General features: G+C 57.0%; 15 protein-coding genes and 1 tRNA gene. 6 read left to right on the top strand and 10 right to left on the bottom strand.

From position 1 onward, the window contains the following. Positions 1 to 102: 102 nt before the first annotated feature. A complete protein-coding gene (locus PG871_RS08205) occupies positions 103 to 1,467 on the top strand; it encodes an FAD-dependent oxidoreductase (protein ID WP_270728182.1) in 1,365 nt (454 codons plus the stop codon). Between the two features lie 75 nt (positions 1,468 to 1,542). Here the strand turns inward: PG871_RS08205 and PG871_RS08210 are convergent, their stop codons facing one another. The 3 genes from PG871_RS08210 to pth form a co-directional block, all read right to left on the bottom strand. Further along, the gene (locus tag PG871_RS08210) at positions 1,543 to 2,709 is read right to left on the bottom strand and encodes a serine hydrolase domain-containing protein (protein WP_270728184.1); all 1,167 of its coding nucleotides are present in this window, start codon (positions 2,707 to 2,709) and stop codon (positions 1,543 to 1,545) included. Between the two features lie 66 nt (positions 2,710 to 2,775). Further along, positions 2,776 to 3,840, bottom strand: a complete 1,065-nt coding sequence (locus tag PG871_RS08215) for a DUF2332 domain-containing protein (RefSeq protein WP_270728186.1) — start codon at positions 3,838 to 3,840, stop codon at positions 2,776 to 2,778. Beyond that, complete coding sequence (gene pth / locus PG871_RS08220; RefSeq protein WP_270728188.1) at positions 3,837 to 4,547, bottom strand: aminoacyl-tRNA hydrolase; 711 nt, start codon at positions 4,545 to 4,547, stop codon at positions 3,837 to 3,839. The genes PG871_RS08215 and pth overlap by 4 nt, the downstream gene beginning before the upstream one ends. Positions 4,548 to 4,637: 90 nt before the next feature. On the opposite strand from pth, the gene PG871_RS08225 reads away from it, so the two are divergent. Further along, entirely contained in the window at positions 4,638 to 5,327 is a 690-nt protein-coding gene (locus PG871_RS08225; protein WP_270728190.1) for an FkbM family methyltransferase, read from the top strand. Between the two features lie 37 nt (positions 5,328 to 5,364). Here the strand turns inward: PG871_RS08225 and PG871_RS08230 are convergent, their stop codons facing one another. The 4 genes from PG871_RS08230 to PG871_RS08245 form a co-directional block, all read right to left on the bottom strand. Beyond that, positions 5,365 to 6,513 carry a M24 family metallopeptidase gene (locus tag PG871_RS08230; protein WP_270728193.1) on the bottom strand — a complete coding sequence of 383 codons (1,149 nt, stop codon included), beginning with the start codon at positions 6,511 to 6,513 and terminating at the stop codon, positions 5,365 to 5,367. Between the two features lie 147 nt (positions 6,514 to 6,660). Next, a complete protein-coding gene (locus PG871_RS08235; protein ID WP_270728195.1) occupies positions 6,661 to 7,308 on the bottom strand; it encodes a 50S ribosomal protein L25/general stress protein Ctc in 648 nt (215 codons plus the stop codon). Between the two features lie 130 nt (positions 7,309 to 7,438). Beyond that, positions 7,439 to 8,053, bottom strand: a complete 615-nt coding sequence (locus tag PG871_RS08240; RefSeq protein ID WP_270728197.1) for a hypothetical protein — start codon at positions 8,051 to 8,053, stop codon at positions 7,439 to 7,441. Positions 8,054 to 8,121: 68 nt separating this feature from the next. After that, a complete protein-coding gene (locus PG871_RS08245) occupies positions 8,122 to 9,288 on the bottom strand; it encodes an alpha-hydroxy acid oxidase (protein ID WP_270728200.1) in 1,167 nt (388 codons plus the stop codon). A gap of 145 nt (positions 9,289 to 9,433) precedes the next feature. Between PG871_RS08245 and PG871_RS08250 the strand changes: the two genes are divergently transcribed. Both PG871_RS08250 and PG871_RS08255 read left to right on the top strand, forming a co-directional pair. Then, positions 9,434 to 9,979 (top strand): heme NO-binding domain-containing protein, encoded by a 546-nt coding sequence (locus tag PG871_RS08250; RefSeq protein ID WP_270728202.1) that lies wholly within the window; start codon positions 9,434 to 9,436, stop codon positions 9,977 to 9,979. A 95-nt stretch (positions 9,980 to 10,074) separates the two neighbouring features. After that, positions 10,075 to 11,352: an ATP-binding protein gene (locus PG871_RS08255; RefSeq protein WP_270728203.1), complete on the top strand. Its 1,278-nt coding sequence runs from the start codon at positions 10,075 to 10,077 to the stop codon at positions 11,350 to 11,352. A 146-nt stretch (positions 11,353 to 11,498) separates the two neighbouring features. On the opposite strand, the gene trpA is transcribed toward PG871_RS08255, so the two are convergent. Both trpA and PG871_RS08265 read right to left on the bottom strand, forming a co-directional pair. After that, positions 11,499 to 12,290 (bottom strand): tryptophan synthase subunit alpha, encoded by a 792-nt coding sequence (gene trpA / locus PG871_RS08260; protein ID WP_270728205.1) that lies wholly within the window; start codon positions 12,288 to 12,290, stop codon positions 11,499 to 11,501. Positions 12,291 to 12,473: 183 nt separating this feature from the next. Further along, positions 12,474 to 12,887: a VOC family protein gene (locus PG871_RS08265; RefSeq protein WP_270728208.1), complete on the bottom strand. Its 414-nt coding sequence runs from the start codon at positions 12,885 to 12,887 to the stop codon at positions 12,474 to 12,476. A 96-nt stretch (positions 12,888 to 12,983) separates the two neighbouring features. Between PG871_RS08265 and ychF the strand changes: the two genes are divergently transcribed. Both ychF and PG871_RS08275 read left to right on the top strand, forming a co-directional pair. Beyond that, positions 12,984 to 14,081 carry a redox-regulated ATPase YchF gene (ychF, locus tag PG871_RS08270; protein ID WP_270728211.1) on the top strand — a complete coding sequence of 366 codons (1,098 nt, stop codon included), beginning with the start codon at positions 12,984 to 12,986 and terminating at the stop codon, positions 14,079 to 14,081. Positions 14,082 to 14,340: 259 nt separating this feature from the next. Next, a tRNA-Ser gene (locus tag PG871_RS08275) sits at positions 14,341 to 14,430 on the top strand. Positions 14,431 to 14,491: 61 nt separating this feature from the next. Here PG871_RS08275 and PG871_RS08280 read toward each other — a convergent pair. Further along, positions 14,492 to 14,842, bottom strand: a complete 351-nt coding sequence (locus tag PG871_RS08280; protein WP_270728214.1) for a hypothetical protein — start codon at positions 14,840 to 14,842, stop codon at positions 14,492 to 14,494. Positions 14,843 to 15,053: the final 211 nt, after the last annotated feature.

The following is a 15,053-nucleotide window of genomic DNA, read 5'->3' on the forward strand; positions in this document are numbered from 1 at the left end:
TAGGCGCGCAAAGGATTGAAATCCCGTCGGGGACATGAATTTTTTGAATGAGCATTTAGGAATGCGATTGACCGTTGGTTTCGCGTCGCGCAAATCTGCGGAATGAAACAGATTTATGAACCGTCCCGCCAGATAGATGTCATCCATGAAACGGACGTGCTCGTCGTGGGCTCAGGCCCCGGCGGGTTGTCTGCTGCATTGGCGGCGGCACGGGCTGGTGTGGCAGTAACATTGGTGGAGCGCTTTGGCTGCTTTGGCGGCAACATTACGGTTGTCGGGGTCGAAGGCATGCACTGGTACCGCCATCAGAAAACTGTGGAAAGCATGGGTATTCCCAAGGAATTTGAGGACGCTGCCAAAGATGCGGGCGCCGCGGTGCCGGAGAGCCAATCGCTGAGCTATGAGATTGACAGCGAAGGCTTCAAGCTGGTCGCGGATCATATGGTTGAGGCGGCGGGCATTCACCCGATGCTGCACCGTCAGTTCGTTGCACCGATCATGGAAGGCGATGAAATCAAGGGCATTGTCACCGAATCCAAAGCCGGACGCGAAGCGATACTGGCCAAGATTGTGATCGACGCCACCGGTGATGCGGACGTGGCCCATCGCGCAGGGTCGCCGACCCAAATGGCCCCGCGCGAAGACCTGATGGCGGCCTCGGTGATGTTTCACCTCGCAGGTGTGGACAAGCGCGCCTTTGTTGAGGGAGTGAATTCTGATCCGCAGACCTATGCCGATTGGGGCGGCGGCGGTGAATGGAACATCGAGACCTCCGGCAAAGAGGACACGATGTTCTCACCATTTCTGCACAAGCCGTTTGCACAGGCAATCGAGGCTGGGCTCATTCCGCCGGCGCTTAACACCATTGCGGGTACATGGGGGGCAATGCATGACACCGGTGAGTTGACCTACATGAACCTTGTGCACCTTGCTGGCATTGACGGTACTGACCCAGACAGCCTGACCCAAGGTGAAATCGAGGGCAGGAAACAGGCGATGTTGGCGATTGAAGCGCTGCGGCGATTCACGCCGGGCTGTGAAAACGCGCGGCTTAGAAACTTTGGTATGAGCCTGGGTATTCGCGACACACGTAAGGTGGATACGCTTTATGAGATGCGCGAAACTGACGTGCGTGAACAGGGCCGTTTTGAAGACAGCATTGGAATTTTCCCTGAATTCATCGATGGGTATGGTGTTTTGATCTTACCCACGACAGGGCGCTATTTCGAAGTGCCATACCGCAACCTATTGCCGAGGGGTGTAAAGAACCTGCTGATCTCGGGGCGGGCCACTGCGGCCCAAAAGATCGCGCATGCTGCAACCCGCAACATGGCATGCTGCGCAGTGATCGGGCAGGGGGCAGGCGTTGCGGCGGCTTTGGCGGTGAAACAGAGCCGCGCCCTAGACGCGCTCAATATCACTGACATTCAATCGGCGATCGAGGCACAGGGCGCGCGCGTCCACTGACTATTTGTTCCGGACTTACCTGCGATTGTATGGGGGCGGCGCGCCCCCATTCTCTTCAATCTGCAACCCTTGGCGCTAGTCTAGTTCTTCAGAGATTTGGCGGAAAAGCGTGATGCTGTAGTCCTTTACGTCGCCTTCCTTGAACTGGCGGTCAGCCGAGGTCACCACAATCAGCACCCCTTTGGGCCGGTTGACATAAAGGTACTGGCCATAAATCCCATGTCCGTAAAACTCCCCCTCGCGCGGGTCTTTGGGCATCCACCACTGGTAGCCATAGTTCAGCGCACCCGTTTTGGTTTTTGCGCTGGGAATGGTAGACGCAGCCAGCCAATCGGCCGGCACGATCTGTTGTCCATTGAACTGACCGTCTTGCAGGATCATCTGTCCGAACCTCGCATAATCGCGTGTAGTCACGTTCAGCCCGCCTAAAACGAAGGCAACGCTTTCTCCGTCGGTGAGATAGTATGGCGAGACTTCATAGCCGAGTTTGGAGATGATTTTCTCCGACAAGAGCGAGGCCACATCGCGACCAGTGGCGCCGCGGATCACCATGCCCAACACATGCGTGTCGATCGAGACGTATTTCATCTCGTCACCCGGCGCGGCGAACGTGTCTGACAATGCGGCAGTGAATCCGTCCATCGTTCCGCCAAGCGCCAGCACGCGGCCCATGCGGTTGATGTCTGAGTTGGAGTCTAGATAGTCCTCGTCAAAGGTGACGCCAGAGGACATCTGCAGCACGTTCTTGATGCTGGCACCGTCGTAGGCCGTCCCGATCAAGGCCGGTACGTATTTGGTGACCGGATCGTCGATGCTGTCGATGTCGCCGTCTGCCAAGACGACGCCCATAAGTGCTGACAAATATGACTTGGCCACGGACCAGCTGATGCGCAAATCGGTGTCCGTGGTGTCCTTGTAATATGCCTCATGCACAATCGCGCCGTCCTTGAGCACAAGCATGGATGTCACGCTGCGGTCTTTGACATATTGCGAGACGCCCGACGGTAGATCTGCGGGTGGCCCTTTGGGCAAGTCGATCACCGGCGCGTCGCCGCGCGGCACCTCACGCCACAGGAAAGCGGCGTTCATGTTGGAGAAGTTGTGGACAATTTTTCCTTCGGAAAACAGCGAGTTGACCGCAAGAAGTCGTGTGAGTTCATCCCGTTTCAGAAAGCCGACCACTGCGGCCGCCAAAACAAGCATCAACAGAATTCGACCCAGCCATTTACCAAAAGTACGCATCAAAACATCCTCCCCATTTTGAAGGAGGAGTTGACCACTTTCGGCGGCTTTTGGGCAAGCGAAACCTTAGGTCAGTGCAGCTGGTCCACGCCATTCAATCCAGCGGCCGTGAAAATCTGCGCGCCCTAAATCAAGGCGGACATCTCCGGGCCAGAGGCGCAGGGTTATTGCCGCCCCCGGGGTCTGGTCGTCGGCCTCATAGCTGAGCCAGGCAAGCGGCGAGGCGTCCGTGGCTTTGGCGCCTGCAGCCTCGATCAAGGCGGTGCCGCGCGCTTGTGTTTCCGGGGGGAAATATTGCCACGCGACAGTGTGATAGATCAGGTGCAGCAGGCCGTGGGTTGTCGTTTGCAAACGGTCTTGGAGCCAGTCAATGGCATCGCCTTTGTCGACCTGTGCATCCTGCAGTTCTATGGCGGCGCGGGTGCGGGTGAGCCGCTCGGTCTGATCGGGCCAGAGATAGGCGAGAAGACGGAGCGCGTCGGCGGGATCGTGGGCGTTTAACGGTGTCAGATCGACGCCCCGACGTTCAGCCACGGGCAGTGAAAAATCACTGTCGGCATCGCGGCTGTATTGCGTCGGTATCGCGTCGGTCCACTTTGGCGTGAGAACAACCGGACTTTGAGGAACCGCGTGGAGGTCAGTCACGAGGTCAAAGCGATCAAACATCAAGTTAAGACCAGCAGAGGCACCAAGCTCGGAGAGCTGGAAGGGCAAGCCGAACCGCGTGAACAAGAGATGCGCGGTGGCGATCAGAACGGCGGACCGACGCACCTCGTTTGTTTGAGGCGGGCGGTCAATCCAATCGCAGAGAAAAGCGTCGTGCGTGAGAAGCGCCTGTTTGATGGTTTCGGCAAACTTTGCATCTGGCGCGGAGTGGGGCGGGTAGACGGCGGCGAGCGCGGCGTCGCGGTCTTGCAAAACCAGCGCGTGCAATCCGCTGGCGATGCGCAGAGGCAGGCTGTGGCCGGAGGGGCCGATGTCACCTGAGAAACTTGCGCTCTTTTCCGCCAATGCGGTGCCTTCGGGCCAGTCCTGCGAAAGGAGACGCAGCAGGCGTGCCATGAATGGGCTGCCGAGGTCGTCACACTGGCCGGCTTGATCCAGAAACGCGGCCCGCAGGGAGGCGCTCATGAAAACTTGTCCATGAGCTTTTGCAGCGGGTTCCGGGTGTCTTCGATGGGTTCCGGTTTCGGATCCGGTTTTGGCGTGGCTTTGGCCTTTGGTTGGTTTTGTGGCGTCTCAGTTTTGGGTTTTGAGGTGGATGAGCGGGGTGGATTGAGGCGCAGAGCCACCGCGTTGGAAAACTTGGCGGTGTCGTCGGCAGCCAGATGGGCGGCGCCGTCAGAAATCCCGCGCAGCATGTCATCAAGCCAGTCCTGATCCATCTTGTGAAAATCGTGCAGGACGTAGTGGCTCACCAGATCCTTGCGCCCCGGATGGCCTATGCCCATGCGTACGCGACCGTAGGTTTCGCCGATGTGCTGATGCATCGAGCGCAGCCCGTTGTGGCCGGCGTGGCCACCGCCCTTTTTGTATTTGAGTTTGCCCGCCGCCAGATCGAGTTCGTCGTGAAACACCACCACGTCTTCGGCCGCAAGTTTGTAAAACCGCATGGCTTCGCCCACCGATTGGCCGGAGAGGTTCATGAAGGTTTCGGGCTTAAGCAGAAGTACCTTTTCAGAGCCAAGCCGTCCCTCGGTGAGGGACCCCTGAAACTTGCCTTTCCACGGGGCAAAACCGTGGTCGTCCGCAATGCGGTCGAGCGCCATGAAACCGATGTTGTGTCGGTTGTTCTGGTATTTGGTGCCGGGATTGCCCAGGCCGACAAAGAGTTTCATGAAGGGCTGCCTTTGCTGCTCACGGTTGCTCTATAGCGGCCAAGCCCCTAGGACTCAATGAATTGACAAGAACAAACGGGCAGATCGGGCATGACAGTTTACACGCTCAAAGGCATTGAAGTTGGCATTCCGGACTGGCTCACCGACACGAAGATCGCCGCCAAATTGGCCTCTGGTGAGTATGAAAACAAGGAAAGTGCTGCGGCGTTGCAGCGGATCAAGAAGGGCTGGCGCGTGCTGGAGATCGGCGCGGGGCTTGGCTATGTCAGTGCGATCTGTGCGCAAGCCGCCGGAGCCGAGAACGTGATGAGCATTGAGGCCAACCCCAAGATGTTGGAGCCGATCCGCGCCAACCTTGCGCGCAATGGGCAAAGGGACGTGACGCTTGTGCACGGCGCGGTGGTTGGCAATGCGCATGACGCAGAGACGGTGAAATTCCGCGCGGGGGCTTTGTTCTGGGGCGGCGGTCTGGTGGAGGAGGGCACATCGCCTGAGGACATGGTCGAAGTGCCCGCAGTTCCGATTGGGCATCTGCTGGCGATTCATGAGCCGCAGTTTGTGATGATGGACATTGAAGGTGGAGAGCAATTTCTGTTTGACGAGAAATGGCCCAAATGCGTCCGTCACGTGGTGTTGGAACTGCATCAGTCCAAGTATCCGCGCAAGGTGATCAAGAAGATCGTTGATTGCATGAGCCAGTCCGGCCTGACCTATGATCCGGGCACCAGCAGTGGGCGCACGTTAGGATTCATGCGCGTTGGTCGTGTGAAGAAAGGGTAACTCGCTAGTTTGTTCCGCGCTTTGGCTTGGTCGCCCGCTAGAGAGACACAAGATCCAGAGGGCTGCGGGACAGCCGCTCGACTCCGGTTTCGGTGACCAGCACGGAATGGCCGTTGCACATGGCATAACCGGTGTCCGAATCCATCAGGATCATATGCAGGAAGAACACCTGTCCGGCCGCCATTTGCAAAGGGTTGCCCTCGTAAAACATCGGAAAGTCGACCCAGATCGGATTGTAGACAGCGCCCATGCCGTAACCGCAGGCCTGCAGGCGGGCATCTTGAAAACCATGGGCGTCGAACACGCGGGCATGGGCGTCAAACACATCTCCCATCGGCGCGCCGGGGCGGATGGCGGCCTCGCAGGCTTCAAGCGCCTCAACCGTTGCGGCGTGCATACGCTTTTGCACATCGCTGGCTGGCCCTATGATCAGCGTGCGCATCATCGCCGCGTGGTATCGCGCGTAGGCGCCGGACCATTCCAATGTGATCTGGTCACTCGCATCAAGATGACGCCGACCAGAGTAGTAGCGACACAGAAGTGCGCCTGGTCCGGAGCCAATGATGAATTCGTTGCCGGCATAGTCGCCGCCGCCCTCAAACACCGCGCCCTGCATCGCGCTGAGGATGTCGCCTTCGAAAGCGCCGGCCTTGGTGGTTTTGAGCGCTGCATCAAGCGCATCATCGGACAAGGCCGCAGCGCGGCGGTGCATGTCGATTTCAGCGGTGGATTTTATGCGGCGACAGTGGCGGATAACATCCGAGGCTTCGATCAGGTTGGGGAGAGCGTCGCGGACCTGTTGGCCGTTCCACATCGTCAGGCCAGCGGTCTGGGTTTCCCAGCCGATGCGGGCGTTTGACAGGCCGCGATCAGCAAGCAGGGCAACGAGATCCTTTTGCGGCTGCGCGCCTTCGAATTCGGGCCAAATGTGGATCTGGTCGTCTTGTAGAATGGATGTGTGTTGGGCCTGACGCTGATCTGGCGCGCGGGTTAGCAGGTCAATGCGGCCATCGGCGCCAAGTACCATGCACTGAAACATTGCAAAGCCGAATGTGTCGTAGCCGGTCAGCCAAAGGTGGCTTTCGGGCGCGAACAGCAGGATCGCATCGAGGTTTGCGCGCTGCAATGCTGCGCAGGCCTGTCCGCGGCGGGTGGTGAATTCTTCGGCGGTGAAATGCAGGGACATACGCGTGAGCTTTCTGTGACCAATGCGAAAGCCTAGCGTGGCGTTGGAAGCGTGACCATCCCAATGGTTGCACGGCTGTGTCGGGCTACAAAAAAAACGCGGCGCCCCGAGGGACGCCGCGCCTGCCACACACCTTGCGGTGGGGTCTTATTCTTCGGCAGCTGCTTCTGCAGTTGCTTCGACTTCTGCTTCGCCTTCTTCGTCGTCGCTGTCAGACGAGCGCAGGCTCGATGGTGCGGACAGGTTCGCGATCACGAAGTCACGGTCGATGGTCGGCTTGGCGCCAGCAGGCAGATCGATCTGGCTGATGGTGATGGTGTCGCCGATGTCTTTGCCGCTCAGGTCAACAACCAGACGCTCAGGAATGTCGCCTGCGGTCACGTTGAGCTCAACCTCGGGACGGACAACAGTCAAAACGCCGCCCTTTTTGATGCCAGGTGCTTCTTCTTCGTTCTCAAAATCAACGTGGATGAACAGGCTGATTTTCGACGTGCGGCGCAGGCGCAGCAGGTCGATGTGAGTTGGAAGGTCTTTGACAACGTCACGCTGGACGCCGCGGCAGATCACACGAACGTCTTCCTGGCCTTCAACTTTGAGGTTGAAAAGAGTCGACAGGAAACGGCCGTCTTTCAGCTTTTTGAACAGGACGTTGAAAGGGATCTGGATCGACACAGGGTCTGCGTCGCCACCATAAACAACACCAGGTACGAAGCCGTCACGACGTGCTTGACGAGCGGCGCCCTTGCCTGTCCCCGTGCGTGCTTCGGCGATAAGATCAGGAATCTGACCAGCCATATTGAATTCTCCAATTATCTAGGGCGAGGATCCTCCAAGGCTGTATCCTCGCGTGAAGCCGCGCGTATAGCGAGGTTTGCGCTGAATGCAAAGGGGATTCGGGCGACTGATGCGGGAAAATCGCCGAAGATCAGCCTGCGTGGTCTCGTAAGACGCCGCCAGCCTGAACAATCTGGTCATACAGTGCGAATTCCCGACCGCGGGCCTTGCGCAATTTGATCTCTACCTCGGGTGACAGCGGCGCGTCAAAGTAAGGCGAAACGTTGCGCGGTTTGGGGGTGATGTCCTCGCCAAAACGCTCTGAAAGCCATTGTCGCAGAAGGGGCTGACGATCATAGGCAAACAGATGATGCACCGGCACGCTTTTGTCCTTGAGGGACAGAAAGTTGACCTGTGTGCCAACGCGCGCCACCGGCGAGGGGTGCTCGGAGATCACGTCCAGAACAAAGGTGTCAAAGCTCATGTTTTGTGTGCTTAGAGCTGTGCTTTCGCTGCGGGCACGAAACCGATACCAGCTGCGCAGTTGCTCAATGGGATCGCGCATCACGGCAACGCGGTCAGGACGCAGATCAAAGGTGCGATCCAGCATAGGTGCCACGCGCCGGTGATATTTACCAACCGTGAGGTGTTTGACACGCTTTTGAAATGAGATGTCGGCAAAAGGGCGCAGCACATGCCCAAAGGCCGTGGAGCCGGTTTTCGGCACCGCGAACAGCGCCAGGGATTGTTCGAAAAAGATCAGCACGTCAGAAGCCTCCTGCGGGCCGCACTATTGCGCGGCCCGCGAGGGCTGTCCAGTTGGAGGCAGCAGGGTTACGCCTGCCACCGGCCTTCAAAATCTTCGGGGATAAGCAAAACGTCGCGACCAAGTTCGTCGATGCGGCGACGTCCACACAGGGCCATCGAGGTGTCGAGTTCTTTGTGCAGCACTTCGAGCGCTTTGGTCACGCCCGCTTCGCCCATGGCGCCGAGCCCATACACAAAGGCGCGTCCGATGTAGGTGCCGCTGGCGCCCATCGCGAGGGCCTTGAGAATGTCCTGACCCGAGCGGATTCCGCTGTCCAGATGAACCTCGACCTGATCACCAACGGCCTCAAGGATAGAGGGCAGGGCGCGTATTGAGGACATCGCGCCATCCAATTGGCGGCCACCGTGGTTGGACACAATGATGGCGTCGGCCCCAACCTTGAGCGCCATTTTGGCGTCCTCGGCGTCCAGAATGCCTTTGAGAATGACCTTGCCGCCCCATTCTTCTTTGATTTTGGCGACCTTGTCCCAATCCAGCGTCGGATCAAAGCTTTCGGCGGTCCAAGCGCCAAGATCCTTGGAGTCGGAAATGCCGTCGACGTGGCCCACGATGTTGCCGAAATTGCGACGCTTTGCGCCCAGCATTTCGATACCCCAACGCCATTTGGTCATCAGGTTGGCAATGGTGGAGGGGGTCAGTTTGGGCGGGGCGGAGAGGCCGTTTTTCAGATCCTTGTGGCGCTGGCCGAGGATTTGCAAATCCAGCGTGATCACCAGGGCCGAGCATTTCGCGTCTTTGGCGCGCTGGATCAGGCGGCTGACATAATCGGTGTCGCGCATAGTGTAGAGCTGAAACCAGAAAGGGGCGGTGGTGGCTTCGGCCACGTCTTCGATCGAGTTGATCGACATGGTCGAGAGCGTGAAGGGAACGCCGAATTTTTCGGCCGCGCGGGCGGCTTTGATTTCGCCATCAGCGCATTGCATGCCTGTAAGGCCAACGGGGGCCAGAGCGACCGGCATTGCCACGTCTTGGCCAATCATTTGCGACGCGGTCGAGCGGCCGGACATGTCCACGGCGACGCGTTGACGCAAGTAAATATCTTCGAAGTCCGAGGTGTTCTCGCGAAACGTTTGTTCCGTCCAGCTGCCGGATTCGGCGTAGTCAAAAAACATCCGCGGCACGCGCCGTTCGTAGATGCGTTTCAGGTCATCGATACAGGTGATTACCGTCATTTTGGTTTTGACTCCCTCATATTGGTAAAGGTTCCTTACCAATACCGCCAGTTTGGTGCAATCACAATTCTGGTTGTTAGGAACTCGTTTACGGCTCTGGCGTATTCTGGCCGCAGTTTAATGAGTTTTTTTGTTGGAGGTCCTGATGAAGGGCGTGGTGTTTGTGGAATTGATCCGCATGGCTGAATCCGTGATGGGTGAAGAGGCCGTAGACGATATTCTTGACAAGGTAAATTTGGAGTCCGACGGCGCATTCAGCTCGGTTGGCAACTATCCCTGCAGTGAATTGATGACGCTGGTGGGCGCGTTTGGCGCGCATCTGAACGCGCCGGTGGAGGCGCTTCAGGTCCAGTTTGGCGAATGGATGTTCGAGCGTTTCGTCGAAGGATACCCGGCGTTCTTTGTTGGCAAACATGACGGTTTTGACATGCTGGATTCCATCGAGAACGAAGTTCATGTCGAAGTGCGTAAGCTGTATCCCGAAGTGGAGTTGCCAACATTCGCCACGGAACGGCCTGCGGAACAGCAGCTAAAGATGGTCTATTCGTCAGAGCGCCCCTTGCAGCATTTCTGCCGTGGAATGGTTGAAGCCTGTATGACGCATTTTGGGCACGATTTTACGGTGGATATGCAGGAAGCCTCGGAAAACGGCCGGTTTCGCGCGGAATTCCTCGTACAGAAGGTCGCCTAATGTTCTTGGGGGATCAGGTCGGTACGCAACCGGACGGCGTCTCCCGCCGGCGGTATCAACGGGAACGAAAAGGCCGGGAAGAGGCGGAGCGGCTCTTGGAAGCCAAGAGTCGCGAACTGTATGAAGCAAATCAACGGTTGACCAAACTGGCGGAGTCCCTTGAAACAGCCGTTCACGAGCGGACGGTTGAACTTGATAGTGCGCGGGTGTCAGCCGAAGCTGCGAATGAGGCAAAGTCGGTGTTCCTAGCGTCGATGAGCCACGAAATTCGCACGCCCTTGAACGGCATTCTTGGTATGGCTCAGGCGTTAGATGACAGTGGCTTGAGCGCGGAACAATCGCGGCTGGTCGCGGTTTTGGGCGAAAGCGGGCGTCTTTTGTTGGCGATCATCAACGATGTGTTGGACATTTCCAAAATCGAAGCGGGCAAGTTTGATCTCGAGACCATACCTTACGCGTTGCCGGAGCTGGCGCGTGTCATGCGGCAGCATCACCAAATGAAGGCGGAAGAAAAAGGGTTGGAGTTTGAACTTACTGTCGAACCCGCCGCCCGGATTATGGCTGAAACCGATCCGACGCGGTTGCAACAGATTGTCGGCAACTTGTTGTCCAATGCTATCAAATTCACCGAGTCCGGACGGGTTTCATTGCAATTGAATGTCTGTCCCGCACCCAATGATAAAGCCTGGCTTGAGATCGTCGTGACCGACAGCGGACAGGGCATCGCAAAATCGCAGCAGCCTCGGCTTTTCCAACGGTTTTCGCAGGCCAACTCCTCGGTGACGCGCATGCACGGTGGTACGGGATTGGGATTGGCAATTTCACGGCGGATCTGTGAACTGATGGGGGGCTCCATCAGCGTAAAAAGTGATGCGGGCAAAGGCGCTACATTCAAAGCCAAAGTTCTGATCGTTCCGTTGGAAGATCGCACACCGGCCGAGGTGCTTGCGGACAGTGAAAAAGATGTCATCAGCCTTGAGGGGCTAAGGGTGCTAGCGGCGGAGGACAACAAGACCAATCAGCTCGTGTTGCGGCATATGTTGAAAAAGGCGCTTGTTGATTTGACCATCGTGCCTGATGGCAAGCAGGCTGTGGAAGCGTGGAGTACCGGTGCATATGACATGGTTCTGATGGACATCAACATGCCAGTCATGGATGGCTTGGAAGCCACCCGTCTGATCCGTGAGGCCGAGACCGTTGCGGTGAAAGACACCACGCCGATCATTGCTGTTTCGGCCAACGCTATGGTGCATCAGGTGGCTGGCTATTTGTCCCAAGGTATGACCGGGCACGTGTCAAAACCGGTCAGCCGATCCGTTTTGGTTGAAGCAATGACCCGCGCGCTCGAAGAAAAGCGCAGTAGGGGCCATTGATGCCCCGATCCTTTTGCGGCGCGGATATCTGCGAGGCACCCGCACCCGTCTTGCAGCTTGTACGCTGGACATCTGGCTGCGCACTACACGCTACAAAAGGAGAGCCGCGCGGCGGCTGCATGTCCCGGAATACCGCCCCCTCGCTCTTAAGCGGAATGTGCGCCGCCAGCCAATGAGGCGACAAAGGCCAGCACGTCGGCAACAGGCTTGCCTGCGCCGATCTGGCTGACAATCGCGGAGCCAACAACGGCGCCGTCTGCCACGCTCGCAATTGCCTTGGATTTTTCGGGCGTATTGATGCCAAAGCCGACAATTACCGGCAAATCCGTGGCGGCCTTGATGCGGGCAACTTCCGGGCCCACGTTGGTGGCTTCTGCTTCCGCCGCGCCGGTGATGCCGGTGATCGACACATAATAAACAAAGCCAGATGTGTTTTGCAGCACTTTGGGCAAGCGTTTGTCATCTGTTGTGGGGGTCGCAAGGCGGATGAAATTCATTCCGGCGGCCTGCGCTGGAATGCACAACTCTTCGTCCTCTTCTGGAGGCAGGTCGACCACGATCAAACCATCAATACCGGCAGCTTTGGCATCGACCAGGAACTTGTCCACGCCGCGAGAGAAAATCGGGTTGTAATACCCCATCAGCACGATCGGCGTTGTGTCGTCGTCTTTGCGAAATTCCGTAGCGAGGTCCAATGTGCGCTGCAATGTCATGCCGCCATCCAAGGCACGCTGCCCAGCCAATTGGATCGTCGGACCATCCGCCATAGGGTCGGTGAAAGGCAAACCCAATTCGATCACGTCCACGCCCGCACCGGGCAAACCTTTGACGATCTCAAGTGACGTGTCGTAGTCGGGGTCTCCCGCCATCACATAGGCCACAAATGCTTTTTTCCCGTCTGCCTGAAGCGCGGCGAATTTGGCGTCGATACGTGTCATTGGCAAGTCCTTGTCGTTGGTCTCATCCCATGTGCAGGATGCGCACGAGGAAATCAATCCTGACACGGCGAAAAGGGCAGGCTTGTCCGAAACGTTTGCGACCTCAATGGGTTTGGCGCACACAACAATGGGCACCGCAGGTCAAGTTCATTTCACAAACAAACATGTGCGGCGTAACTTTTGTCACGCGTCTATTTCAGGCGGCACACCTATCATCCAGTTTGTGCCAAATCGATCGCGGACCATGCCAAAGGACTTTGAAAAGAACACAGGACCGTATGGCCTGGTCACTTGTCCCCCTTGTGCGAGCGCGTCAAATATTGACTGGCCGGTTTCAATGTCGCGCACGGAGTGGTTGATCGACACGGATTCCTGCGGCTTGGCCTCTGAGCCGGGGAAAAAATCCGAGGCCATCAAACAGGCGTCACCCAGCATGATGTGGCCGTACATGATCCGGTCGGATGCAGGCATATTCTCCTCCGGCGGCGCCTCATGGTAAGGCATAAGGGTGAGGTCCGTCGCGCCAAAAAGGTCTGCGTAAAATGTGAGGGCTTCGGCACATTGGCCGTCGAAGTTGAGATAGGGATTGAAGGTCATTTGAACGCTCCTCCGATGGGGCAGGGTAACACATGCCTTGCGCAGCGCCCAAACTCTGCATAAGAGCAGCGACAAACATGTGACAGGAGTCCGGCCATGGGTTTCAAGATGGGTATCGTGGGTTTGCCAAATGTGGGCAAATCGACCTTGTTTAATGCGCTGACCAAAACCGCCGCCGCGCAGGCGGCCAACTTTCCGTTTTGTACAATCGAGCCCAATGTGGGCGAGGTTGGCGTGCCGGATGCGCGGCTTGATAAGCTAGCAGCAATTGCCCAGTCCAAGCAGATCATTCCAACGCGGATGACGTTTGTAGACATTGCCGGTCTCGTGAAAGGGGCGTCCAAAGGCGAAGGTCTTGGAAACCAGTTCCTTGCCAACATCCGCGAAGTGGACGCCATCGCCCACGTGCTGCGTTGCTTTGAAGACGGCGATGTGACCCACGTTGAAGGGCGCGTGGACCCGGTTGCTGACGCGGAAACCATCGAGACCGAGCTGATGCTGGCCGACATAGAAAGCATTGAAAAGCGTCTGCAGGGGCTGGTGCGAAAAGTGCGCGGTGGCGACAAGGAAGCGGTGCAACAAGAGCGCCTTTTGAAAGACGCGCTGGCTGTTTTGGAAGATGGCAAACCCGCGCGGGTGATCGATGTGGACGCAGATGACGCTAAGGCGTGGAGCCTGCTGCAACTGCTGACCACCAAGCCGGTCCTGTATGTCTGCAACGTAGGTGAAAACGAAGCGGCCGAGGGCAACGCGCATTCCACCAAAGTGGGTGAATTGGCGGCCTCGCAGGGCAACAGCCACGTGATCATTTCGGCGCAAATCGAAGAAGAAATCAGCCAACTCGAAGATGAGGAAGCAGAGATGTTCCTCGACGAAATGGGGTTGGACGAAGCAGGCTTGGATCGCCTGATCCGCGCGGGCTATGAATTGCTGCATTTGGAAACCTATTTCACCGTTGGCCCCAAAGAGGCGCGCGCCTGGACCATCCGCACCGGCACTATGGCGCCGCAAGCGGCTGGCGTGATCCACGGCGATTTTGAAAAGGGCTTCATCCGCGCAGAAACCATTGCATATGATGACTACATCGAAAGCAACGGCGAGCAGGGCGCCAAAGAAGCGGGCAAGATGCGGGCCGAAGGGAAAGGCTACACGGTGCAGGACGGCGACGTTATGCACTTCCTTTTCAACACCTGATTTCGTCGCTAACAGCGTGTCGCGTTTGCATGGCGTCGCGGATCCAGGGGATGGTTCTGCGGTCCTAAGGCTATGGGTCTTTGACGACGTGGTTCAGATGGCCACGCCCCGAAATACCCGGGTTTTTCCGGCTCAGATGTGAAGAAGCAGTTGAAAATGGCACGCAAATCGGTGGGTGTCGCCCGCATCCCAAATTTGTCAGCTTTGACGTCTTTTTTGCACTTGTCCTTCCGACCAATTGGCTGATACACGCGTCGACGGAGACGTGGCCGAGTGGTCGAAGGCGCTCCCCTGCTAAGGGAGTATACCGGGAACGGTATCGAGGGTTCGAATCCCTTCGTCTCCGCCACTAGGCTTTGATTTTGTTAGAAAATCTTACCAGATGACTTCATGCCCGCCGAAAGCGAGGGTCATTGTTTTTTGGGCTTGAAGCGCCATTTGCGAAACGGCCCGACTTCCATGAAAGGGCAGTTATTTCCAGAATAATCAGTACGAACAACCGTGTCATTCGCGTCCACTTGCAAAATGCGCTTACAATTTACGAGATTTCCAAAACCGTGGTTGTCATCGTGCCAAGTATATAGCTTACGGCCCGCGATTATTTTTTCCTCCGCAGGAAACCCCCATTGGTCGATAGCTTGACCAAGATTTGCTCCGACCCACAACTGCATAATGCTGTCCATCAACTTGCCCGCGAAGGCTGGCGAGCTAAACCCAACAAAGCAAAAACAAACGGTCGCCAAACCGAATTTGGATTTCAATGAACTTCCCTCCAACATGCGAACACCAACCAATGTTAGGTGAATTGCGCACCCTACGGAAACGGCAAATGGACGAACCAATTCCCTCGCGCGCGTAATGACCGAAAAAGGGGTAAGATTACGGCCTCGAAGACAAGGCTTGCCGCACTGGTGCTCTTAGTTGATGACACTGCTAATCAACATCATCTAACTATGGCTTAGATGTATATAT

This window comes from Shimia sp. Alg240-R146 (assembly GCF_947331465.1).
Classification (GTDB): Bacteria; Pseudomonadota; Alphaproteobacteria; order Rhodobacterales; family Rhodobacteraceae; genus Shimia.

What these genes read in the sequence shown, in the direction of transcription:
- PG871_RS08205 (WP_270728182.1), top strand. Translation starts at nt 103, where the DNA reads ATGAAACAGATTTATGAACCGTCCCGCCAGATAGATGTCATCCATGAA.
- PG871_RS08210 (WP_270728184.1), bottom strand. Translation starts at nt 2,709, where the DNA reads ATGCGTACTTTTGGTAAATGGCTGGGTCGAATTCTGTTGATGCTTGTT.
- PG871_RS08215 (WP_270728186.1), bottom strand. Translation starts at nt 3,840, where the DNA reads ATGAGCGCCTCCCTGCGGGCCGCGTTTCTGGATCAAGCCGGCCAGTGT.
- pth (WP_270728188.1), bottom strand. Translation starts at nt 4,547, where the DNA reads ATGAAACTCTTTGTCGGCCTGGGCAATCCCGGCACCAAATACCAGAAC.
- PG871_RS08225 (WP_270728190.1), top strand. Translation starts at nt 4,638, where the DNA reads ATGACAGTTTACACGCTCAAAGGCATTGAAGTTGGCATTCCGGACTGG.
- PG871_RS08230 (WP_270728193.1), bottom strand. Translation starts at nt 6,513, where the DNA reads ATGTCCCTGCATTTCACCGCCGAAGAATTCACCACCCGCCGCGGACAG.
- PG871_RS08235 (WP_270728195.1), bottom strand. Translation starts at nt 7,308, where the DNA reads ATGGCTGGTCAGATTCCTGATCTTATCGCCGAAGCACGCACGGGGACA.
- PG871_RS08245 (WP_270728200.1), bottom strand. Translation starts at nt 9,288, where the DNA reads ATGACGGTAATCACCTGTATCGATGACCTGAAACGCATCTACGAACGG.
- PG871_RS08250 (WP_270728202.1), top strand. Translation starts at nt 9,434, where the DNA reads ATGAAGGGCGTGGTGTTTGTGGAATTGATCCGCATGGCTGAATCCGTG.
- trpA (WP_270728205.1), bottom strand. Translation starts at nt 12,290, where the DNA reads ATGACACGTATCGACGCCAAATTCGCCGCGCTTCAGGCAGACGGGAAA.
- PG871_RS08265 (WP_270728208.1), bottom strand. Translation starts at nt 12,887, where the DNA reads ATGACCTTCAATCCCTATCTCAACTTCGACGGCCAATGTGCCGAAGCC.
- ychF (WP_270728211.1), top strand. Translation starts at nt 12,984, where the DNA reads ATGGGTTTCAAGATGGGTATCGTGGGTTTGCCAAATGTGGGCAAATCG.